Origin of the sequence: Nocardia stercoris, from assembly GCF_003696265.1 — a bacterium.
GTDB lineage: Bacteria > Actinomycetota > Actinomycetes > Mycobacteriales > Mycobacteriaceae > Nocardia > Nocardia stercoris.
In genome coordinates this window covers 18087-39979 of sequence record NZ_RFFH01000029.1, presented here as the reverse complement: position 1 = coordinate 39979, position 21893 = coordinate 18087, and the positions used below count along the sequence as shown (strand labels likewise).

21 protein-coding genes are annotated in these 21893 nt (G+C 70.3%); 18 read left to right on the top strand and 3 right to left on the bottom strand.

All coding sequences use genetic code 11. From position 1 onward, the window contains the following. Positions 1-8 precede the first annotated feature (8 nt). Positions 9-1343 carry a DUF1003 domain-containing protein gene (locus EBN03_RS32600; protein ID WP_122192023.1) on the bottom strand — a complete coding sequence of 445 codons (1335 nt, stop codon included), beginning with the start codon at positions 1341-1343 and terminating at the stop codon, positions 9-11. Between the two features lie 160 nt (positions 1344-1503). Here EBN03_RS32600 and msrA point away from each other — a divergent pair, with 160 nt between their 5' ends. The 3 genes from msrA to EBN03_RS32585 all read left to right on the top strand — a co-directional run bounded on the left by msrA (position 1504) and on the right by EBN03_RS32585 (position 3617). Continuing rightward, the gene (msrA, locus tag EBN03_RS32595; protein WP_407671287.1) at positions 1504-1959 is read left to right on the top strand and encodes a peptide-methionine (S)-S-oxide reductase MsrA; all 456 of its coding nucleotides are present in this window, start codon (positions 1504-1506) and stop codon (positions 1957-1959) included. A 180-nt stretch (positions 1960-2139) separates the two neighbouring features. After that, positions 2140-3021 (top strand): HAD-IIA family hydrolase, encoded by an 882-nt coding sequence (locus tag EBN03_RS32590; protein WP_122192022.1) that lies wholly within the window; start codon positions 2140-2142, stop codon positions 3019-3021. 137 nt (positions 3022-3158) lie between these two features. Next, positions 3159-3617: a hypothetical protein gene (locus EBN03_RS32585; protein WP_122192021.1), complete on the top strand. Its 459-nt coding sequence runs from the start codon at positions 3159-3161 to the stop codon at positions 3615-3617. Positions 3618-3700: 83 nt separating this feature from the next. Here the strand turns inward: EBN03_RS32585 and EBN03_RS32580 are convergent, their stop codons facing one another. Further along, positions 3701-4624 carry an LLM class F420-dependent oxidoreductase gene (locus tag EBN03_RS32580; protein WP_122192034.1) on the bottom strand — a complete coding sequence of 308 codons (924 nt, stop codon included), beginning with the start codon at positions 4622-4624 and terminating at the stop codon, positions 3701-3703. A gap of 212 nt (positions 4625-4836) precedes the next feature. Here EBN03_RS32580 and EBN03_RS32575 point away from each other — a divergent pair, with 212 nt between their 5' ends. The 5 genes from EBN03_RS32575 to recN all read left to right on the top strand — a co-directional run bounded on the left by EBN03_RS32575 (position 4837) and on the right by recN (position 9884). Then, on the top strand, positions 4837-5925 hold the full coding sequence (locus tag EBN03_RS32575) for an S-(hydroxymethyl)mycothiol dehydrogenase (RefSeq protein WP_122192020.1): 1089 nt from the start codon (positions 4837-4839) through the stop codon (positions 5923-5925). 100 nt (positions 5926-6025) lie between these two features. Continuing rightward, a complete protein-coding gene (locus EBN03_RS32570) occupies positions 6026-6331 on the top strand; it encodes a hypothetical protein (protein ID WP_199743074.1) in 306 nt (101 codons plus the stop codon). Position 6332: 1 nt separating this feature from the next. Further along, entirely contained in the window at positions 6333-7166 is an 834-nt protein-coding gene (locus tag EBN03_RS32565; protein ID WP_122192019.1) for a TlyA family RNA methyltransferase, read from the top strand. After that, positions 7163-8125 carry an NAD kinase gene (locus tag EBN03_RS32560; protein WP_122192018.1) on the top strand — a complete coding sequence of 321 codons (963 nt, stop codon included), beginning with the start codon at positions 7163-7165 and terminating at the stop codon, positions 8123-8125. Before EBN03_RS32565 ends, EBN03_RS32560 begins: the two co-directional genes overlap by 4 nt. After that, a complete protein-coding gene (recN, locus tag EBN03_RS32555) occupies positions 8103-9884 on the top strand; it encodes a DNA repair protein RecN (RefSeq protein WP_122192017.1) in 1782 nt (593 codons plus the stop codon). Before EBN03_RS32560 ends, recN begins: the two co-directional genes overlap by 23 nt. A gap of 66 nt (positions 9885-9950) precedes the next feature. Here the strand turns inward: recN and EBN03_RS32550 are convergent, their stop codons facing one another. Continuing rightward, positions 9951-10367 carry an SRPBCC family protein gene (locus EBN03_RS32550; protein ID WP_122192016.1) on the bottom strand — a complete coding sequence of 139 codons (417 nt, stop codon included), beginning with the start codon at positions 10365-10367 and terminating at the stop codon, positions 9951-9953. Between the two features lie 167 nt (positions 10368-10534). Between EBN03_RS32550 and steA the strand changes: the two genes are divergently transcribed. The 10 genes from steA (at position 10535) to EBN03_RS35385 (ending at position 21884) form a co-directional block, all read left to right on the top strand. Beyond that, entirely contained in the window at positions 10535-11746 is a 1212-nt protein-coding gene (gene steA, locus EBN03_RS32545) for a putative cytokinetic ring protein SteA (protein WP_122192015.1), read from the top strand. An 8-nt stretch (positions 11747-11754) separates the two neighbouring features. Then, on the top strand, positions 11755-12693 hold the full coding sequence (locus EBN03_RS32540; RefSeq protein WP_122192014.1) for a copper transporter: 939 nt from the start codon (positions 11755-11757) through the stop codon (positions 12691-12693). 220 nt (positions 12694-12913) lie between these two features. Beyond that, entirely contained in the window at positions 12914-14647 is a 1734-nt protein-coding gene (locus EBN03_RS32535; RefSeq protein ID WP_122192013.1) for a CTP synthase, read from the top strand. 175 nt (positions 14648-14822) lie between these two features. Continuing rightward, a complete protein-coding gene (locus EBN03_RS32530; RefSeq protein WP_122192012.1) occupies positions 14823-15854 on the top strand; it encodes a hypothetical protein in 1032 nt (343 codons plus the stop codon). An 84-nt stretch (positions 15855-15938) separates the two neighbouring features. Further along, positions 15939-16604 carry an NUDIX domain-containing protein gene (locus tag EBN03_RS32525; RefSeq protein ID WP_122192011.1) on the top strand — a complete coding sequence of 222 codons (666 nt, stop codon included), beginning with the start codon at positions 15939-15941 and terminating at the stop codon, positions 16602-16604. 165 nt (positions 16605-16769) lie between these two features. Continuing rightward, positions 16770-17702, top strand: a complete 933-nt coding sequence (xerD, locus tag EBN03_RS32520; protein WP_233608797.1) for a site-specific tyrosine recombinase XerD — start codon at positions 16770-16772, stop codon at positions 17700-17702. Positions 17703-17846: 144 nt separating this feature from the next. Beyond that, positions 17847-18815: a ParA family protein gene (locus tag EBN03_RS32515; RefSeq protein ID WP_199743073.1), complete on the top strand. Its 969-nt coding sequence runs from the start codon at positions 17847-17849 to the stop codon at positions 18813-18815. Beyond that, complete coding sequence (locus EBN03_RS32510; protein WP_233608796.1) at positions 18812-19660, top strand: segregation and condensation protein A; 849 nt, start codon at positions 18812-18814, stop codon at positions 19658-19660. The genes EBN03_RS32515 and EBN03_RS32510 overlap by 4 nt, the downstream gene beginning before the upstream one ends. Next, positions 19657-20388: an SMC-Scp complex subunit ScpB gene (scpB, locus tag EBN03_RS32505; protein ID WP_407671285.1), complete on the top strand. Its 732-nt coding sequence runs from the start codon at positions 19657-19659 to the stop codon at positions 20386-20388. Before EBN03_RS32510 ends, scpB begins: the two co-directional genes overlap by 4 nt. 14 nt (positions 20389-20402) lie before the next feature. Beyond that, positions 20403-21884 (top strand): pseudouridine synthase, encoded by a 1482-nt coding sequence (locus EBN03_RS35385; RefSeq protein ID WP_233608795.1) that lies wholly within the window; start codon positions 20403-20405, stop codon positions 21882-21884. Positions 21885-21893: the final 9 nt, after the last annotated feature.

Below are 21893 nucleotides of genomic sequence, written 5' to 3'. Positions count from 1 at the left end.
AGGTGCCGTCAGCCGCCCGTCTCGAGGTCCGCGGGTTCGTCGGGTGTTCCGCGCAGGACCTGGAATCTCGCGCGCTGCACGATGATCGGCGTCCGGCGGGCCGCCTGCAGGTGGCGGATGCGGGCCGCGTCGGGCAGGTCGGACCACGGCAGGGGCACGGCGTCGTCAGGCCCGTCCGGTGCGTCGGTGGCCCGGGCGGTGATTCGTTCCGCCATCCAGTGCTCGTATTCGAGCCGGGCCAGCGCGTGCACCTCGTCGTCGGACAGGGCCACCTCGAGGTCGGTGTCGAACGCGGGAACCATGAAACAGCCGATGGCCGCGAGGTTCTCGCCGATCCGGCGGGCCCGGAGCCGGTAGGCCGCCTGCCGGTGCGCGGGCAGCTCGTGCCACTCCCGCAGCACCGCGGCGTCCGCGGGAACCCGGCCGGTGGTCATGACGGCGTGCGCCCTGGCCTGGTGGTCGAGTCGCTCGTTGGTCTCGTGCACCGCGTGCGCGAGCTGTTCGGTCACCTGCTCGGTGATGTACCCGGTGAGGCTGTCGATGACCCGGTCCTGTGCGATCAGCCGGTCCTTCATGCGACGGCATTCGTGCAGCACCGCTTCGGCGTCGAAGTAGGTCTGTTCGGACCGCCGGTCGGCGGCCCGGGCCCCGACATCCTGGCCGACCATGATGATGATCATGAAGATCAGCTGCGCCAGGGTCGACAGGAAGCACATGAAGGCGAACGGGTACGGATCGAAGCGCTGGATTCCCAACTGCGCCAGCGCGATCCACAAGAGCTGCGTGATACCGGCCAGATAGAACGCCCACACGCTGCCGAGCTTGCGGGTCAGCCAGGAGGCGATCCGGTCGTTGCGGGTGACGGCCTGGTCGGCGGCCTGCGGCGGCGGCTGTACCCGATGCTGTTCGATCCACGGGTGCGGACTGGACTCCAGCAGGCTCAGGCCGCGGCTCAGCGCCCGGTCGTGGTGGTCCAGATGCGCCTGCAGGTCGGCGACCTGGGCGAAGATCGCCTCCGCGTTCTCGTAGGTCTGGATCGCGCGGCGGTCGGCGGCGGCGCTGAGCACCCGCTGGCCGACCAGGATGACCAGGCACAACACCAGCTGCGCCACATTGTTCAGGAACATCAGGAAGGGGAACGGGAACCCGTCGAAGCCGCGGACCGGACCCCAGGTGGACAGCGCCATCCAGCCACCGCACAGGATCAACACCAGATACAGGGCCGGCATGGACCCGACCGCGCGGGTGATGGCGGCCGCGGCGACCGCGTTGCGGCGGACCCGTTCCTCGGCGATCGTGACCGGTGCGGACCTCGGCCCGGTCTCGCCGTTGCCGCCTGTCATGCACACCCTCCGGACGCGATGTCGGTTTGTGGCACTCTACCGGCCGCTCGTCGACGCCGCGGCTCCGGAGGACTACCGTCGGGAGCGGACTTTCCGCGCGAAGGAGGACAGTGTGACCGACACACGGACCGCGATTCTGGCCGGTGGGTGCTTCTGGGGCATGCAGGATCTGATTCGGCGGCAGCCCGGCGTGCTCGCCACCCGGGTCGGCTACACCGGCGGGCGCAACGAGCACCCCACCTACCGCAACCACCCGGGCCACGCCGAGGCCGTCGAGATCGTCTACGACCCGGCGGTCACCGACTATCGGGCGTTGCTGGAGTTCTTCTTCCAGATCCACGACCCGACCACCAAGGACCGGCAGGGCAACGATATCGGCACCAGCTATCGCTCGGAGATCTTCTACACCGACGAGGAGCAGCATCGGGTCGCCTTGGACACCATCGCCGATGTCGACGCGTCGGGCCTGTGGCCGGGCAAGGTCGTGACGGCTGTGAGTCCGGCGGTCCCGTTCTGGGAGGCCGAACCCGAGCACCAGGACTACCTGGTCCGCTATCCCAGCGGCTACACCTGCCACTACCCGCGGCCGGGCTGGAAGCTGCCTGTCCGCAAGTAGCCCCGACGAGAGCTCCTGCGGGACAACGCTCTCCGTGTGCCGGCGGGCTCGAACGGGGAGCCCGCCGGCGCTCCCGCCGGTCCGTGGACCAGCCGATCGACCGGAGTCCGTACCCTGGGAGGGCAAGCGCCGGGCGGGTGTCGCGGCGGAGATCGGCGGAGTGGGTGGACTGTGGCTGATGTGACTGCGCTGCGGAGTGAGTTCGAAGTACTGCTGCTGGATCTGGACGGCACGCTCTACCGGGGGCACGAGGTGGTACCCGGCGGTCCCGCGGCGCTGGCCGCGGCGGACCAGGCGCTGATTTACGTGACCAACAACGCCAGCCGGTCGGCGGACGCCGTCGCTGAGCACCTGGTCGAACTGGGTTATGCCGCAACCGCATCCGAGGTCGTGACCAGTGCGCAGGCGGCGGCGCACCTGCTGGCGAGCCGGGTGCCGGCGGGCGCCACGGTCCTCGTGGTGGGCACCGACGATCTGGTGGCCGAGGTGGAGCTGGTCGGGCTGCGGCCGGTCCGCCGGTTCGACGGCGCCGTCCCGGCGGCGGTCGTGCAGGGCCACTCGCCGTACACGGCGTGGCCGGACCTGGCCGAGGCGGCCTATGCGATCCGGTCCGGTGCGCTGTGGGTGGCCGCAAACACCGACGCGACGCTGCCGACCGAGCGCGGCCTCGCCCCCGGCAACGGTTCCATGGTCGCGGCCGTGCGCACCGCCACCGACTCCGAGCCGATCGTCGCGGGCAAGCCCTTCGCGCCGATCATGCTGGACGCGCTGGACCGTGCCGGCACCCGGTCTGCCCTGGTGGTCGGCGACCGCCTCGACACCGACATCGACGGCGCGCACACCGCCGGCCTGCCGGTCCTCATGGTCCTCACCGGCGTGAGCACCCTCGACGATTTGCGCAAGCGGCCCGCCGACCGCCAGCCCACCTACATCGCGGACACCCTGGACGCGCTCAATCGTCCGGTGGCACAGGAACTTCCGGCCGACGACCCGGATCTCGTGGACCGGCTCGCGGCCGCCCTGCGGGACAACCCCGGGCAGGCGGTACGGATTCGCGCCTGAGGCCCCCTGAGCCCGTACGGCCGCCGCCGGTTCCGCGCCGGCGGACCGAGCTCGTCGAACCGGCGGCACTGGACAGTCGCCCAATTTAGGATCGGGAGCCTATCGATCTTCTGGGGGAGTTCATGTATCGCTCTGCTGTGACCGCCGGAACCTTGCTGGTCGCGACCGGTGTCGCGCGGACAGCGCCGGGCCCGGCCACCGCCGAATCCCTGCCCGGCGCGGTCTGTGTCCTCGCGGGCCACGAGATGGCGTATCCGCCGGGGATCGGCCTGGCGCCGTCCCAGCAGCACATCCATGACGAGGGGTTGCCGATCTCGTGCACCGGCCACCTCGGGGACCGGCAACTCGATTCCACCCGGCTCGGCACCTTCAGTGCCGACGTCGTGAGCGGTTCGCGGCCCGGACTCGCCGGAACCGGTACCTGCCTCTCCGACGGCGGGGAGGGCTCGCTCACGCTGAGCCTGCCGGCCACGGACGGCGGGGCGATCGATGTGACGGGTCCCGGCGGCTACCTCGCGCTGGGCGGGGAGAATCGCCTCGAGGGCGATGTCGGCCCTACCACTATGTTTCGTTTATCCAGTCGGTTCCCGATCTGAGCTATCCGACCGAGAACTGCTTCCAGGCGCCGGTCCAGCACTGGCTCAGCGCGGGTGTGCTGCTGCTCTCCGAGGGGTAGCTGTCAGCCGAGCTGCGGCAGCACCCGGTCCGCGATCAGTTCCATGGTCACGTGCCGTTCCGGCTCGGCGACCAGCAGGTACACCCGGCTGCTGCCCAGCTCGGCGTACCGCCCGATCCGGTCGACCACCTCGGCGGGTGAGCCGGTCAGGCCGGTGGTCTGCAGTTCGGCCGGGTCGAATCCCATGAGCGCGGCCTGCCGGGCCACCTCGCCTCGGTCGGTGGCGACGCAGGTCACCAGCGCGTTGGAGAAGGTCAGCGAGCCCAGGGCGCGCCCGGCCGTCCGGGCCGCCGCGCGCACCCGGTCGAACTGCCGCGCACTGTTGCTGAGCGACGAGTACGGCATGTTGAATTCGGTCGCGTAGCGAGCCGCCAGCCACGGCGTGCGGTGCGGACCCTGGCCGCCGACGATGATCGGCAGTGGATCCTGGACCGGTTTGGGCAGCGCGGGGGAGTCGGTGAGCCGGTAATGGACGCCGTCGAAGTCGAAGGTCCGGCCGATCGGGGTGTCCCAGAGGCCGGTGATGATCGCCAGCTGTTCCTCGAAGTGGTCGAACCGGTTGGGCGGGAACGGGATTCCGTAGGCGGCGTGTTCCTCGGCGAACCAGCCGGTGCCGAGGCCGAGTTCGACGCGGCCGCCGGACATGCGGTCCACCTGGGCCACGGCGATGGCCAGCGGTCCGGGCAACCGGAAGGTGGCGGCCGAGACCAGGGTGCCCAGTCGGATGCGGGAGGTCTCCCGGGCCAGGCCCGCGAGGGTGATCCAGGCGTCGGTCGGCCCGGGTAGCCCGTCGACGGCGTCCATGGCCAGGTAGTGGTCGGAGCGGAAGAAGCCGTCGAACCCGAGATCCTCGGCGGTCTGGGCGATCCCGAGCAGCGTGTCGTAGTCGGCGCCCTGCTGTGGTTCGGTGACGATACATACTTCCACCGCGCCCATCCTGCCGCAGCGCGGGTGCCGTCGCCTACCGGTCCGGCTCTGGGGGCCAACGAGATTCGCGCTGGATCGGGCACCGCGGCGGACCGTGCCAGGGGACACCGGAAATCGCCTAGACTACTGTCCGGACAGTAGTCGAATTGCCGATGGTCCGACCCGGGCGCAGTAGGGTCGAGGTCGTTCCGTCGTCGCCCGAAGGAGTACGCATGTCGCAGCAGGTCCGCGGTGTCATCGCCCGATCGAAGGGAGCGCCGGTCGAGCTCGTCGACATCGTGATCCCCGATCCCGGCCCGGGCGAGGTAGTCGTGGCGGTCCAGGCGTGCGGGGTCTGCCACACCGACCTCACCTACCGCGAGGGCGGCATCAACGACGACTTCCCGTTCCTGCTCGGCCACGAGGCCGCCGGTGTGGTGGAGAGCGTCGGCGAGGGCGTCGACCTGGTCGCCCCGGGCGATTTCGTGGTCCTGAACTGGCGTGCGGTGTGCGGAAAGTGCCGGGCCTGCAAGCGTGGCCGTCCGCAGTACTGCTTCGACACCTACAACGCCACCCAGAAGATGACCCTCACCGACGGCACCGAGCTCACCCCGGCCCTGGGCATCGGCGCCTTCGCGGACAAGACCCTGGTCCACCAGGGCCAGTGCACCAAGGTCGAGCCGGGCACCGACCCCGCGGTGGCCGGTCTGCTCGGCTGCGGCGTGATGGCCGGGCTCGGTGCCGCGATCAACACCGGCGGCGTCGACCGCACCGACTCGGTGGCCGTGATCGGTTGCGGCGGAGTCGGTGACGCCGCCATCGCCGGCGCCCGGCTGGTCGGCGCGCACACCATCGTCGCGATCGACCGCGACAAGCAGAAGCTGGAATGGGCGCGCGAACTCGGCGCCACCCACACCATCGACGCCACCGAGGTGGACGACGTGGTCACCGCGGTGCAGGACCTGACCGGCGGTTTCGGCGTCGACGTCGCGATCGACGCGGTTGGCCGCCCCGAGACCTGGAAACAGGCCTTCTACCTGCGGGATCTGGCCGGAACCGTGGTCCTGGTCGGCGTCCCGACCCCGGACATGAAGCTGGAGATGCCGCTGCTGGACTTCTTCTCGCACGGCGGCGCGCTGAAGTCCTCCTGGTACGGCGACTGCCTGCCCGAGCGGGACTTCCCGGTCCTGATCGACCTCTACCGGCAGGGCCGGCTCCCGTTGGAGCGGTTCGTCTCCGAGCGGATCGCCCTGCAGGAGGTCGAGGAGGCGTTCGAGTCCATGCATCGCGGCGCGGTATTGCGTTCGGTGGTCGTCCTGTAATCCACGCCACCACACCGCGCGGTATCGGGGTGCGCGCGGGCGCTCACCTGCCGAACGGTACGTGTGTTCGAATCCGGACTCCGGTACCGTGGGCGTCACGATGAGTACTCCGATGCCACAGCGACCGCCCGCGCCGGGGCCCCGTCCGCCGCTGCCGGGCCCGCACACCGGCGGGGTGAATCCCGCGGAGTTCGCCGACCCGGCGCAGGTGCGCGCGGAAGTCGGCGCGCTGCTCGCGGAACTGAAGGCCGTGGCGGCGCCGGAGCGCGACGTCCACTGGACCCAGGGCTCGACCGCCGAAACCGACAGTGCCCGCGCGGGAGTCGACATCACCCGCAAGGCGAAGATCCTCGAGCAGGCGCACGACGTCCTCGTGCACGCTCTGGCCACGGTGGACAAGATCTGAGGTGGCCAAGCGAGCACGGGTGGACGCCGAACTGGTTCGCCGCGGAATGGCCCGATCGCGCGAACACGCGACCGAGCTGATCACGGCCGGTCGCGTCCTGATCAACGGATCGGTGGCCTCCAAGCCGGCCACCGCGGTCGAGGCGGGCACCCCGCTGCTGGTGCGCGACGAGCCCGACGAGGTGCAATGGGCCTCGCGCGGGGCGCACAAACTGCTGGGCGCGCTGGCCGCCTTCGAACCGCTCGGCGTGTCCGTCGCCGGCAAACGGTGCCTGGACGCCGGGGCGTCCACCGGCGGGTTCACCGACGTGCTGCTCGCGCGTGGCGCGCGGGAGGTCGTGGCCGCGGATGTGGGCTACGGGCAACTGATCTGGCGGCTGCAATCCGACGACCGGGTCCGGGTGCACGACCGCACGAACGTGCGCGCCCTGACCCCCGAACTCATCGGTGGCACAGTCGATCTCGTGGTGGCCGACCTGTCGTTCATCTCGCTCGGCCTGGTGTTGCCGGCGCTCGCGGCCTGCTGTGCGCCGGGCGCGGACCTGCTGCCGATGGTCAAGCCGCAGTTCGAGGTCGGCAAGGATCGCGTGGGTTCCGGTGGCGTGGTGCGGGATCCGGCGCTGCGCGCCGAGGTGGTGTGCGCGGTCGCGGCGACCGCCGCCACCCACGGTCTGCAGACCCGGGGCGTGGTCGCCAGCCCGCTGCCCGGGCCGTCGGGCAATGTCGAATACTTTCTGTGGCTGCGTAAGTCCGATCCCCGGGCCGACGCGGCCGAGGAGCCGGCGGCCGATGTGGCCGCTCTGGTACAGCGCGCGGTCGAGGAGGGACCACAGTGAGCGGCAGGCCAACGCTGTCGCGGGAGATCCTGCTGGTCGCGCATCCGCGCCGGCCGGAACTGACCGAGACCGCCCGACAGGTGGCGAAGATCTTCGAAGCGGCCGGGATCGGGCTGCGGGTGCTGGCCGACGAGGCCGACTGCACGCGCCTGGATCCGCACGGCGCCGCCGACGGTCTGCCGGTGCGCGTGGTCGAGCACGGTGAGGCGGCCGCGATCGGCTGCGAGATGGTGCTCGCCCTCGGCGGTGACGGCACCTTCCTGCGGGCCGCGGAGGTGGCCCGGCCGGCGCGGGTGCCGGTGCTGGGAATCAACCTGGGCAGCATCGGATTCCTCACCGAGGCCGAAGCCGAACATCTCGACGACGCACTGGCGCAAGTGGTTCGGGGCGACTACCGCATCGAACACCGCATGACCATCGACGTCAGCGTCCGGGTCGACGACGCGGTGGTCGGGCGCGGCTGGGCGCTGAACGAGGCGAGTATCGAGAACGCGGTCCGGATGGGCGTGCTGGAGGTGGTGCTCGAGGTGGACGGCCGCCCGGTGTCGCAGTTCGGTTGCGACGGTGTGCTGGTCTCCACCCCGACCGGGTCCACCGCCTACGCGTTCTCCGCCGGCGGGCCGGTGGTGTGGCCGGAACTGGAAGCGCTGCTGGTCATTCCGAGCAACGCGCACGCCCTGTTCGCCCGGCCGCTGGTGACCAGCCCGCACTCCCGGATCGCGGTGGAGACGGTGTCCGGGGGTCCCGACGCGATCGTGTTCCTCGACGGCCGCCGGACGCTCGCGTTGCCGCGCGGGGCCCGGTTCGAGGCGGTCCGCGGCACCGAACCGGTGCACTGGGTGCGGTTGGATTCCGCGCCTTTCGCGGACCGGATGGTGCGCAAATTCCAGTTGCCCGTGACCGGCTGGCGAGGGCGACGCCGAACGGAGAGTTCGAATGCTGACAGAGATCAGGATTGACGGCCTGGGCGTCATTTCCAGTGCCGCAGCGCAATTCGATGCGGGGCTGACCTGCCTGACCGGTGAGACCGGCGCCGGCAAGACCATGGTGGTCACCAGCCTGCACCTGCTCAGTGGTGCGCGCGCGGACGCCGGCCGGGTGCGGCAGGGCGCGGCGCGCGCGGTGGTGGAGGGCATCTTCACCGTCGACGGCGCGCACGACGCCGCCCGCGACGAGACCGCGAAGGTGCTGGAATCGGCGGGCGCGCAGCTCGACGAGGACGGCAGCGTGATCGCGGTCCGGACCGTGGGCAGCGACGGGCGCTCGCGGGCCCATCTGGGCGGGCGCAGCGTACCGGCCGCGGTCCTGGGCGAATTCGCGGCGCCGATCCTGACCGTGCACGGCCAGAACGACCAGCTGCGGTTGCAGCGCCCGGACCAGCAGTTGCGCGCGCTGGACCAGTTCGCCGGCGACGCGATCGCCGGGGTGCTGCGCCGCTACCGGCTGGCTCGCGAGGGCTGGCTGCGCGCCCGCAACGAGCTGCTCGAACGGACCGCGCACAGCAGGGAATTGGCGCTCGAGGCGGACCGGCTGCGGCACGCCCTCGACGAGATCGACGCCATCGCACCGGAACCCGGTGAGGACGAACGGATCGTGGCCGAGGTGCGGCGGTTGTCGGACCTGGACTCGTTGCGCGAGGCCGCCACCGGCGCGCACGACGCGCTCGCCGGTGGTGCCGACGGATACGGCAGTGCCGCAGGCGCATTGGACGCGCTGGGTACCGCCCGCGCCCGCCTGGAGGCGACCGACGACCCGGCGCTGAGCGGACTGGTACCGCGGCTGAACGACGCCATCGCGGTCGTGGTCGATCTCACAACCGAACTCAGCGGCTATCTCTCGGAGCTGCCCGCCGACCCGGGCGCGCTGGACACGCTGCTGAACCGGCAGGCGGAGCTCAAGACGCTGACCCGCAAATACGCCGCCGATATCGACGGGGTGCGGGCCTGGGCGCAGGAGGCCCGGGACCGGATGGCGTCGCTGGACGTGTCCGACGAGGCGCTGGCGGCGCTGGCCGCCGAGGTCGAGACCGCCGCCGTGCAGGTCCGGGAGACGGCGAAGAAACTGACCGCGGCCCGCACCAAGGCGGCGAAAAAGCTTGCGGCGGCGGTGAGTTCGGAGCTGAGCGGGCTGGCCATGGGCCGCGCGAAACTCGAGGTCGTGGTGCGGCCGCTGGTCGCCGGTGAACGGGATTCCGCGCCGATCACCATCGACGGCGCCGACCTGCACGCGGGCTCGTCGGGCACCGACGACGTGGAATTCCGGCTCGCCGCGCACTCCGGCGCGCAGGCATTGCCGTTGAGCCGCAGCGCGTCCGGCGGTGAGCTGTCGCGGGTGATGCTGGCACTGGAAGTGGTGCTGGCCAGTTCCGAACACGGCACCACCATGGTGTTCGACGAGGTCGACGCCGGTGTCGGCGGCCGCGCGGCGGTCGAGATCGGGCGCCGGCTGGCTCGGTTGGCGCGCACCCATCAGGTGATCGTGGTGACCCACCTGCCGCAGGTGGCCGCCTTCGCCGACACCCATCTGGTGGTGTCGAAGGTGGACGACGGCAAGGGCGTCGACAGTGGCGTGCGAGCGCTGACCAGCGCCGAACGGGTGCGGGAACTGGCGCGGATGCTGGCCGGCCTCGACGACACCGAGACCGGCCGCGCCCATGCCGAGGAACTGCTGGCGACCGCCCGCGCCGAGAAGGACGAGGGCGAGGACCGCTCCGCGTGAACCGGCCCGGCCCACAGCTACGGACAGGTGGTGGGCCGGGATCGCGGCGCCGGGCGAATTCCGGTGTTACACGGCCTTCTTGGCGGCGCTGAGGAACTGCTTGATCAGGGTGCGCAGCAGCGCCTGCACGGCGAACGCGGGCGCGGGCAGGCTCGGCTCCGACACCATCCGGTAGGACACCAGCGTGCCCTCGGGCGCGTCGGTGAAGGTGACGGTGCCGACGTGGTTGCGCACCGGCAGGCCGCCGACGACCTTGTATTCCATCCGCTCGTTCGGCACGAGTTCGGTGGTCTGCTCCTTGGCGCCGAGACCGAACTTGCCGAGCTGGTACACCGCGCCGACACCCGACGGCTCCGGCGCGCCCGGGGTGAGCAGCGTGATGTCGATCGGCAGCCGGCCGCTGAGGGCGTCACGTTCGACGAAGAGCTTGTAGACCTGTTCGCGCGGTGCGCGGATGAGGGTGTCGACAGTCGTACTGACCATGTGTGGGACTCCTGTTCTGTAGTGGCAGCAGCCTATCGGTTCGGTGGGTGGATCCTGTTCGGGAATATCACCCCCGATCGTCCGCTCCGGCCGCACTATTCGCTTTGCCTATAACCGTCGGCGCGCCTCCACCGCTGGTCGTGGGTTTCCGACGATTATCGGAGCCCATGAGGATGCCGGCCCTGCTGTCCAAGAACGCCGACGCGTTGCCCGGATCGACCGGAACGGCGCGGGTGGACCGCAATACTCGGCGGTTGCTGAAGAGAATCGGACCCGGTGAGATCGCGGTCCTCGACGAACTCGACCTGGATCGGGCCACCGCCGACCGGCTCGTCGAAGCCGGCGTGGTCGCGGTGATCAACGCCTCGCCGTCGGTCTCGGGGCGCTACCCCAACCTGGGCCCGGATGTGCTGGTGGCGAACGGGATCGTGCTCATCGACGTGATGTCCTCCGACGTCTTCGCGCGGATCAAGGACGGCGCGAAGGTGCGGGTGTGCGGCGGCGTGGTGTACGCCGACCGGATCACCAAGAAGGAGCCCGACGCGCTGGTCGAGGGCATCGAGCTGACCGCCGACGTGGTCGCCGAGCGAATGACGGAGGCTCGCAACGGGATCGCCGACCATCTGGCCGCGTTCGCCGGAAATACGCTGGAATACATCCGGACCGAGAGCGCGCAGCTGATCGACGGCATCGGCATCCCGGAGCTGGAACTGTCGATGCGTGGCCGGCACGTGCTGATCGTGGCCGACGGACCGGAGACCCTGCCGCACCTCAAGCGACTCAAGCCCTATCTGCGCGAACACATCCCGATCGTGGTGGGGGTGGGCCGCGGCGCGGATACCGTGCGGCGCTGCGGATACGAGCCCGATCTGATCGTGGGCGACCCCGACGAGATCACCGCCGCCACGCTCAAGTGCGGTGCCGAGGTGATCCTGCCGGCCGACACCGACGGGCACGCCAAGGGCCTGGAGCGGATCCAGGATCTGGGGATCGGCGCCACCACCTTCCCGTCCTCGGGTTCCCCGTCGGACCTGGCGCTGCTGCTGGCCGACCACAACGGTGCCGAGCTCATCGTCACGGTCGGCGCGGCGATCTCGCTGGACGACTTCTTCGACCGCGGTCGGCTCGAATCCAGCCCGGCGACGTTCCTGACCCGGCTCAAGACCAGTCCGAAGCTGATCGACGCCGCGGCCGTGGCGCTGCTGTACCGCAACCGGACGGCCGGCTGGGCGCTGGCGCTGGTGGTCCTGGCGGCGCTGATCGCCATGGTCGCCGCGCTGGTCGCGACCAGCACCGGCGGCGACCTGCTGGACTGGGCGGTCACCTCCGGTCACCACGTTTTGGCCCGGTTCCACCAGGCCCTCAACCGAGAAGGATAGGGGCACTTGTGATCTCACTACGCCAGCACGCCGTCTCGATCGCCGCCATCTTCCTGGCGCTGGCCATCGGGCTCGTTCTCGGTGCGCACTCGTTCGGCGCCGGACTGTTGTCGTCGCTGCGCAACGACCGCGCCCAGCAGGCCACGATCGACCGCCTGACCGCGCAGAACGCGAGCCTGTCGGCGCAATCGGACGCGGGCGACAGCTTCATCGCCCATTCGGCCGGCCGCATTCTGGGCGGCACGCTGGCCGAGCACAGTGTGCTGGTGTTCAGCACCCCCGACGCCGAGGCCGCCGACGTCGAGGCCGTCTCAAAGGACCTGACCACCGCCGGTGCGGCGGTGACCGGGCGGATCGCGCTGGCCGCGCCGTTCCTCGACTCCGGTGAGGGCGACCGGCTGCGCACGGCGGTCACGAACATGATTCCCGCCGGCGCTCAGTTGTCCACCAGCGCGGTCGACCAGGGCAGTATCGCCGGTGATCTGCTGGGGCTGTCGTTGCTGAACGACCCCGCCAACGGGCAGCCGCGCGCGACCGGTCAGGAACGCGGGCTCATCCTGGACACGCTGCGCGGCGGCGGTTTCCTGACCACCACCGGTGACATACAGCCCGCGCAGCTGGCCGTCGTGATCACCGGGCCGGCCGCGAAAGCCGATGAGAGCGGCCAGGGTTCGATCGTGGCCCGGTTCGCCGGCGCGCTGCGCGCCCGGGGCGCCGGTGTGGTGCTGGCCGGGCGGGAAGGCGCCGCCGCCGACGACGGCGCGATCGCGGTGGTGCGCTCGGATCCGCAGCTGTCCGCCGCGCTGACCACCGTCGACAATGTCGACCGGGAGATCGGCCGGGTCACCACCGCGCTCGGGTTGAGCGAGCAACTCGCCGGTGTGACCGGTAACTACGGCACCGGCGCGAAGGCCGGTGCGCTGACGGTGGCGGCCCTGCCGCACTGAGCTCGACCCTCGCACTGTCCCGGCGCGTGTGGCCGGGGCAGCGCTGTGTTCAGCGGTCCTCGACCCCGGCTGATCGCCCTGTTTGCGGTGATGTAGCCAGGGTGGAACGTGTGCCGCGTCACTCGCTACCGGCCGCGGGTCCGGTAGCGGCCCGGCCAGCGGATGGTCCGGGTGCGTGGCATTCGTGCCGGGGCGGCCCGGGGTGTTACTGTGAAGTCCCGTGGGTCAATCACGGATTCCGTCGCGCACGGTCACCAAGCACATCTTCGTCAGCGGTGGCGTCGCCTCGTCGCTCGGTAAGGGGCTAACCGCCTCCAGCCTCGGCCAGCTGCTCACTTCGCGCGGCCTGCGCGTGACGATGCAGAAGCTCGATCCGTACCTCAACGTCGATCCGGGCACCATGAACCCGTTTCAGCACGGTGAGGTCTTCGTGACCGAGGACGGCGCCGAGACCGACCTGGACGTCGGCCACTACGAACGCTTCCTCGATCGCGACCTTTCCAAGGACGCGAATGTCACCACCGGACAGGTGTATTCGACCGTCATCGCCAAGGAGCGGCGCGGCGAGTACCTCGGTGACACGGTGCAGGTCATCCCGCACATCACCGACGAGATCAAGAACCGGGTGCTGGCCATGGCCGCACCGGACGCCGACGGTCAGGTTCCCGATGTGGTGATCACCGAGATCGGTGGCACGGTCGGCGACATCGAATCGCAGCCGTTCCTGGAGGCGGCGCGCCAGATCCGCCACGACGTCGGCCGTGACAACGTGTTCTTCCTGCACGTGTCGCTGGTCCCGTACCTGGCGCCCTCGGGCGAGCTCAAGACCAAGCCGACCCAGCACTCGGTGGCGGCGCTGCGCAACATCGGTATCCAGCCCGACGCGCTGATCCTGCGCTGCGACCGCGAGGTGCCGCAGCCGCTGAAGAACAAGATCGCGCTCATGTGCGACGTCGACGTCGACGCCTGCATCTCCACCCCGGACGCCCCCTCGATCTACGACATCCCGAAGGTGCTGCACCGCGAGGGCCTGGACGCCTACGTGGTCCGCCGCCTGGGCCTGCCGTTCCGCGATGTGGACTGGACCGTGTGGGGCGATCTGCTCGGCCGGGTGCACAACCCGCGCGAGCAGGTCACCATCGCGCTGGTCGGCAAGTACGTCGACCTGCCCGACGCCTACCTGTCGGTCACCGAGGCACTGCGCGCGGGCGGTTTCGCCGCGCACGCCAAGGTGAACGTGCGCTGGGTGCAGTCCGACGAATGCGAGACCGAGGCCGGTGCCGCCGAGCACCTCAGCGATGTCGACGCGATCCTGATCCCCGGCGGGTTCGGTATCCGCGGGATCGAGGGCAAGGTCGGAGCCATCCGGTTCGCCCGCACCCGTGGCATCCCGCTGCTCGGCCTGTGCCTGGGCCTGCAGTGCGTGGTGATCGAGGCCGCTCGGTCGGTCGGCCTGACCGACGCCAACTCGGCCGAATTCGAGCCCGACACCTTGCATCCGGTGATCTCGACCATGGCCGACCAGGAGCAGATCGTGGCCGGTGAGGCCGACCTGGGCGGCACCATGCGGCTGGGCGCCTACCCGGCGGTGTTGAGCAAGGGTTCGGTCGTGGCCCAGACCTACGGCGCCACCGAGGTTTCCGAGCGGCACCGGCACCGCTACGAGGTGAACAACGCCTACCGGGACCGGATCGCCAAGAGCGGCCTGCGGTTCAGCGGCACCTCGCCGGACGGCCACCTGGTCGAATTCGTCGAGCTGCCCGCCGACGTGCACCCGTTCTTCGTGGCCACGCAGGCGCACCCGGAGCTGAAGAGCCGGCCCACCCGCCCGCACCCGCTGTTCGCGGGCCTGGTCCAGGCGGCGCTGAAATACAAAGCGGCCGAACGTCTTCCGGTCGACCTGCCGGGTGACGCGGTCGCCGGCGACCAGTCGCCGGAACAGATCGACGTCTGAGTCTCGTCGTCGTCGCAGTTCCGGGCCGTCCGCACCGTCGCGGGCGGCCCGGAGTCGTCCGGGGAAGATCACGCTCGGATACCAGGACGGCCCGATGTCGGTCGTTACCTCTAGTCTGGCAGGGACGACAGCCGCATCGTGAGGGGTTCGGTGCGCCGCCAGAAGAGGTGAGCAGATGACGTATCCACCTGAGCCGCCGTCCGGCGCGGGTTCGCCGAGCGGCGAACCGCAGCCGGAACCGCAGGACAATGTGACGGCCTGGTGGAACCAGGCCTCCCAGCCCGCGGCCGAGCCGACCCAGCACGTCGCCTGGCCCGGTCAGCCCGCCGACCAGGGCTGGACCGGGCAGCAGGCGCAGCCGGCCCAGCCGGTCGACGCCTGGGGGCAGCAGGTGCCGCCGCAGTCGCAGCCCGGATACCCGCAGCAGCCGGGATATCCGGCGCAACCGGGTTACCCGCCGCAGCAGGGCTTCGCCCAGCCGGGATATCCACAGCAGCCCGGGTATCCGGGTTACGGGCCCGGATACCCTGTGCCGCCGAAGAAGTCCCGGACGGGCCTGATCGTGGGCCTGGCGCTCGGTGTGGTGGCACTGCTGGTGATCGGCGGCATCGCCGTGTACGCGGCGAGTTCGCACGACAGCAACAACGATGCGGCGGCGTCCAGTTCGTCGTCGGCGGCGGCGACGACCACGTCGTCGTCCACGACCACCACCACGCGCAGTTCGGCGCCGACCACCAACCCGTCGACGGCGAACAAGTTCAGCTACACCGAATTCGGCAAGGACTGGAACTTCAAGCTCGGTGACGTCGCGCTGACCGCGAGTTGGGTGAAGGGCGAGGACTTCCCCAGCTGCTCGCCGATCGAGAAGGCGGGCAAGATGACCGGGCTGGGTTGCAAGTCCGCCTCCCGGTTGACCTGGAAAGCCGAGGGCGGCGCGCTCATGCTCAGCCAGCTGGTATTGACCATGTCCGACGAATCGTCGGCCTCGGCGGCGTCCCAGGACGGCCAGTTCGAGGACGACGACCTGCACTGGCCCGCCGACGGTGAGATCTCCGACTGGGCCACCGGAAAGTGGCGGGACGGCAGCCAGAAGAACTTCCTGGTGATCACCGAGGTGACCGCCACGTCGGGCGTCGACCCGGACCTGGCCGCCAAATACCTGAAGTACCGGCAGAGCGACAGTGTCACCGCGTTCCTGTTCCGGTGAGGTGGTGTCCCGCTGCGGAAGTGGCAGCGGGACGGCCGGAAAGGGGCAGCGGACGTCGCGGCGGTACGGCGTAGGGTGACTCTCGTGAGTGATGAGCAGCCCGCGCCGGGAACGCACGTGTTCGACACCGTCGGTAGCGAAGTGGTGTATTCCGGTGCGATCGTGGCGTTGCGGCTGGATCAGGTCGTGATGCCCGGCGGGAAGGTCGCCGAGCGCGAGGTGATCGAGCACCACGGCGCGGTCGCGGTGGCCGCCATCGACGACGCCGGTGAGCTGGTGCTGATCGACCAGTACCGGCACCCGGTGGGGCGGCGGCTGCTCGAACTGCCCGCCGGCCTGCTCGACGAACTCGGGGAGGATCCGCTCGCGGCGGCGCAGCGTGAACTCGCCGAGGAGACCGGGCTCGCGGCCCGCGAATGGGCGGTGCTGGTGGACGTCGCGCTGTCGCCGGGCTTCACCGACGAGGCTCTGCGGGTCTACCTGGCCACCGGCCTCTACGAAACCGACCGGCCCGAGCCGGAATTGGAGGAGGCCGACCTGCGGATCGTGCGCATGCCGGTGCCGGACGCGGTCCGTGCGGCACTGGCCGGTGAGATCACCAACGCCACCGCCGTCGCCGGTGTGCTGGCGCTGGCCGCGATCCGGACCGAGGGCATCACCCCTCGCGCGGCGGACGCCCCCTGGCCCGGCATGCCCACCGCGTTCCTGAATCGCAAGGCGGGCCGGACCGGCGAGTCCGCCGGGGACTGATCCGGTTCGGCGGCGGTAGCGACCCGACCCGGCCCGGCGCAGGCGATTCCGCCACGACGGTTCCCGGGTGCCCACCCCGCATTCGGGTGTTTCGGACGGCCCGTTGCGGCGTGCGAGTGCCATGATGTGTGCGTGAGCGATCCAGGGGCGAGTCGGATTGTGGCCGTGGGGGCCCTGTCCCGGGAGATCGCGGCCTACCTCGACCACCTCGCCGTCGAGCGGGGCGCCGCGCGCAACACGCTGGGCGCGTATCGCCGGGACCTGCACCGGTATCGAGAGTTCTTGGCGGAGCGCGCGATCGACGCGCTGGCCGGCGTGACCGAGGGGGATATCGCCGATTACGCGGTGGCACTGCGGGAAGGCGACGAACATCGTCCGGCACTGGCGGCGAGTTCGGCGGCGCGTGCCCTGGTCGCGGTGCGCGGCCTGCACCGGTTCGCCGCGGCCGAGGGATTCACCGAGGGCGATGTGGCGCACGGCGTGAAACCGCCGACGCCGAGCCGCCGGTTGCCCAAAGCTCTTCCCTACGAACAGATCTCACAGTTGCTGACCGCTGCCGGCGGGGCCGGCGCGGCGGACGGCGGTCCGCGCGGACTGCGGGACCGCGCACTACTCGAACTGCTCTATTCCACCGGCGCACGCATTTCGGAGGCGATCGGCCTCGACGTGGACGACATCGACACCACCGACCGCTCGGTGCTGTTGCGCGGCAAGGGCGGCAAACAGCGGATGGTTCCGGTCGGCCGGCCGGCGCTCGCCGCATTGGACGCCTATCTCGTGCGCGGGCGTCCGGCGTTGACACAGCGCGGAACCGGCACCGCGGCCCTGTTCCTCAACGCGCGCGGCGGCCGGCTGTCGCGGCAGAGCGCGTGGCAGGTGCTGGCCGACGCGGCCGCGCGCGCGGGCATCCGGGCCGCGGTTTCGCCTCACACACTTCGTCATTCGTTCGCCACCCACCTGCTCGACGGGGGTGCCGACGTGCGAGTTGTGCAGGAACTCCTCGGGCACGCCTCGGTGACCACCACACAGATCTACACTCTGGTCACGGTCAACACCCTGCACGAGGTCTGGGCGACAGCCCATCCTCGCGCACGGTAAGGAGCGTGTCCGATCGCAGGTCCGGTACCTGCAAGCGGTAGCGTCTACAGCGAGACGGACAGCGAGTACGCCGCGCTGTCCGGGCTTTTCTCGCCTCGCAGCGTCTCGGTGGGGCAGTGGGTTGGTATGTGAAGGAGCAGCGGTATGACCACATCCGATGCGGCGCAGCCGCCGGTCGGGAATGAGGCCGAACCGCTTTCGACCAGATCGGCCCCTCGCATCGAGCGAGCGGCCCGAGACCTGTGGGAGGCGAAGGACATCGTGTCGGACGGCGTTGAGATCGGCCCCACGGGACGACCGCTGCGTGTTATTCCTGCGCCGCCGCCGGTAGTCCCCGCAGACGAAGCTCTCATCGTGGCCATGTGCAATCAGAAGGGTGGCGTCGGAAAGACGACGACCACGATCAATCTCGGTGCCGCGCTGGCCGAATACGGCCGCCGGGTACTGCTGGTCGACCTGGATCCCCAGGGCGCGCTGTCCGCCGGACTCGGTGTGGCGCACCACGATCTGGAGCTGACCGTGCACAACCTGCTGGTCGGCGGTCGCGCCGCCCCGTCGGATGTGTTGCTGAACACCAAGATCGACGGCCTGGACCTGCTGCCCAGCAACATCGACCTGTCCGCCGCCGAGATCCAGCTGGTCAACGAGGTCGGCCGCGAGCACACCCTGGGCCGGGCGCTGGCGCCGCTGCTCGGCCAGTACGACTACGTGCTCATCGACTGCCAGCCGTCGCTGGGTCTGCTCACCGTCAACGCGCTCGCCTGCGCCGACGGCGTCATCATTCCCATGGAATGCGAGTACTTCTCGCTGCGCGGCCTGGCGCTGCTCACCGACACCGTGGACAAGGTGCGCGACCGGCTGAACCGGCGCCTGGTCCTGTCGGGCATCGTGGGCACCATGTTCGACGCTCGACTCCTCCACTCGCGTCAGGTGATGGCCCGTGTGGTCGAAGTATTCGGTGACCTGGTGTACGACACCGTGATCAACCGGACCGTTCGTTTCCCCGACGCCAGTGTGGCCGGTGAGCCGATCACCACCTGGGCGCCGAAATCCGGTGGTGCGGAAGCATATCGGGCTATGGCACGGGAAGTCATCCACCGGTCGGGCCGGTGACGGAGGAGACTCCAGAGCGCACCGGCACGTTCCACCTGCGTTTGAGTAATTTCGAGGGACCGTTCGACCTGCTGTTGCAACTGATCAGCCAGCGCCGCCTCGACGTGACGGAGGTGGCGCTGGCCCAGGTGACAGACGAGTTCATCGCACACACCAAGGCTTTGACCGCGGCCCTGGACGCCGATCCGGGGCTGCGGGCGGACAAGGTGCTCGACCAGACGACGGAATTCCTGCTGGTCGCCGCCACACTGCTTGACCTCAAGGCCGCCCGGCTGCTGCCCGCCGGCGAGGTCAGCGACGAGGAGGACCTGGAACTGCTCGACGCCCGCGACCTGCTGTTCGCGCGGCTGCTGCAGTACCGGGCCTTCAAACAGGTGGCCGAGCTGCTGGGGGAGCTGGAACAGGCCGCGCTGCGGCGGTACCCGCGCGCGGTGTCGCTCGAGGAGCGCTATCTGGACCTTTTGCCCGAGGTGACCCTCGGCGTGGACGCGGCCCGCTTCGCCGATATCGCGGCGACCGCGTTCACCCCGCGCCCGGTCCCGAAGGTCGGCCTCGATCACATCCACGCCCACGCCATCTCCATCGCCGAACAGGCCACCCTGGTCATGGAGATGCTGCGCAACGCCGGTATCGGCGCCTGGACCACCTTCCAGCAGTTGTGCGCCGACTGCGAGCGGCCGATCGAGATCGTCGCCCGGTTCCTGGCCCTGCTCGAGCTGTACCGGGGTAAGACCATCGAGTTCGACCAGTCCGATCCGCTGGGCCCGCTGGCGGTCAGCTGGATCGGTGAACCCACCGGCGACCGGCCGGTCACGACCCCCGACATCGACGAGGACTACGGATGATGGCCACCGGCGGCAACGACACCCTGTTCGGCGACGACGAAACCGCCGGCGGCGAACCGGCCCCCGACCGCGCCGCATCCGGCGAGGTGGCCGAGATCACCGAAGCGCTCGGCGACGACGAGTTCCACGCGGCCCTCGAGGCCATGCTGCTGGTGGTGGACAGCCCCGCACCGGCGGAATTGCTGGCCGCCGCGCTCGACGACAGCCCCGAGCGGGTGGATCGGACACTGCGCCGGATGTCGGCCGAGCTGACCGCCCGGCGCAGCGGCATCGACCTGCGCAATGCCGGCGACGGCTGGCGGTTCTACACTCGAAGCGAGTACGCACCTCAGGTCGAGCGCATGTTGCTCGACGGATCCCGGTCCAAGCTCACCCGGGCCGCTTTGGAAACCCTGGCGGTCATCGCCTATCGTCAACCGGTTACGCGAGCACGGGTGAGTGCGGTACGAGGGGTCAATGTCGACGGTGTCATCCGCACCCTGGTGGCCCGCGGATTGATCGCCGAAGCAGGCGCCGATCCGGAGACCAACGGCACTCGGTATGTCACCACCGAGCTGTTCCTCGAGCGGATCGGGCTCGCGTCACTGGCGGAACTTCCGCCCCTGGCGCCGTTGCTTCCGGGCGTCGACTTGATCGACGAGATCAACGAGAGCCTGGAGACCGACCCCCGGTTCACCCGGCTCAGGAAACCTGCCGCGGCCGATATCGACCTCGGCACCGACGATTGAATTGACAGGACCACGTGAATACACCCGCTCGCCGAGATGGCACACCGGATCGTAGGAAACGTCAGGGCGAGCCGCCACGCGGCGGCTCGGGACGCACCGGCGGCGGATCCGGCCGCACCGGGAACACCGGCGCCGGGCGCGCCGGAGGCCGGGGAACCGGCAGCGACCGCGGGGGCTCCGGCTACGGCCGTGGAGACAGCGGTCGCGACTCGGGACGCGGATACTCCGGTAACCGCGGGGACTCGGGGTACGGACGGGGGAGCGGCGGTAGCCGGGGCGACTCGGGTTACGGGCGCGCGGGCGGTAGCCGCGGCGACTCCGGGTACGGGCGCACGGGTGGTGGTCGTGGCGACGGTTACGGGCGTGCGGACGGCGGCCGGGGCGACTCGGGCTACGGACGCGGGAATTCCGGTGGTGGCCGCGGTGATTCCGGTTACAGCCGCGGCGGTTCCGCCGGGCGGGACTCGGGTTACGGTCGTGGCGGTCGTGATTCCGGTTACGGTCGCGACGCCGGGTACGCCTCGGGCGATCGCGGTTCCAACTTCACCTCGGGTCGCAGCGGCGCGCCCGCCAGCCGGGCGGGAACCGGTGCCGGTTCCCGGCAGTCCGGCATCGGGCCGGGTCGTCCCCTGCATCCGCGTCCGGCCCCGGATCGCAAGCCCCGCCCGCAGCGGAAAAAAGAAGAGCCGATCATCGTCAGCTTCGCCAAGCCGGCCCAGCACCAGCACATCGAGGGCGAGGGGCCCAAGCGGCTGCCCGCCGGTGAGGGTGAGCGGCTGCAGAAGGTGCTGGCCAAGGCGGGTGTCGCCTCGCGCCGGGTCGCCGAGGAACTGATCGAGCAGGGCCGCGTCGAGGTCAACGGCGAGATCGTGCGCGAGCAGGGTCTGCGCGTCGATGCCGACACCGCGATCGTGCGGGTCGACGGCGTCCGGGTGGTGGTCCGTGAGGAGCAGGTCTATCTGGCGCTCAACAAGCCCAAGGGCTGGCAGTCGACCATGTCCGACGAGCTGAACCGGCCCTGCGTGGGCGATCTGGTCGCCGAGCGGGTGATGGCCGGGCAGCGGCTGTTCCACGTCGGGCGGCTCGACGCCGACACCGAGGGCCTGCTGCTGCTCACCAACGACGGCGACCTCGCGCACCGGCTCATGCATCCCTCCTTCCAGGTCTCCAAGACCTATCTGGCCGAGGTCGACGGTGAGGTGCACCGCGGCATCGGCAAGCGGCTCAAGGCCGGCGTGGAACTAGACGACGGTCCGGCGTCGGTCGACGACTTCCAGGTGCTCGAGCTGGGCGCCGGCAAATCGCTGGTGAAGGTCGTGCTGCACGAGGGCCGCAAGCACATCGTGCGCCGGTTGCTGGCCGCGGTCGGTCACCCGGTCATCGCGCTCGTGCGCACCAACATCGGACCGGTCGCGCTCGGCGACCAGCGGCCCGGCACCCTGCGGGTGCTCGGCCGCGACGAAATCGGAAAGCTTTACCAGGCGGTGTCGTTGTGAAAGGTGGAC

Bases quoted from the DNA above. Each gene is read 5' to 3' on its own strand.
- EBN03_RS32600 (WP_122192023.1), bottom strand. From the start codon at position 1,343: ATGACAGGCGGCAACGGCGAGACCGGGCCGAGGTCCGCACCGGTCACG.
- msrA (WP_407671287.1), top strand. From the start codon at position 1,504: ATGCAGGATCTGATTCGGCGGCAGCCCGGCGTGCTCGCCACCCGGGTC.
- EBN03_RS32575 (WP_122192020.1), top strand. From the start codon at position 4,837: ATGTCGCAGCAGGTCCGCGGTGTCATCGCCCGATCGAAGGGAGCGCCG.
- EBN03_RS32570 (WP_199743074.1), top strand. From the start codon at position 6,026: ATGAGTACTCCGATGCCACAGCGACCGCCCGCGCCGGGGCCCCGTCCG.
- recN (WP_122192017.1), top strand. From the start codon at position 8,103: ATGCTGACAGAGATCAGGATTGACGGCCTGGGCGTCATTTCCAGTGCC.
- EBN03_RS32550 (WP_122192016.1), bottom strand. From the start codon at position 10,367: ATGGTCAGTACGACTGTCGACACCCTCATCCGCGCACCGCGCGAACAG.
- steA (WP_122192015.1), top strand. From the start codon at position 10,535: ATGAGGATGCCGGCCCTGCTGTCCAAGAACGCCGACGCGTTGCCCGGA.
- EBN03_RS32530 (WP_122192012.1), top strand. From the start codon at position 14,823: ATGACGTATCCACCTGAGCCGCCGTCCGGCGCGGGTTCGCCGAGCGGC.
- EBN03_RS32515 (WP_199743073.1), top strand. From the start codon at position 17,847: ATGACCACATCCGATGCGGCGCAGCCGCCGGTCGGGAATGAGGCCGAA.
- scpB (WP_407671285.1), top strand. From the start codon at position 19,657: ATGATGGCCACCGGCGGCAACGACACCCTGTTCGGCGACGACGAAACC.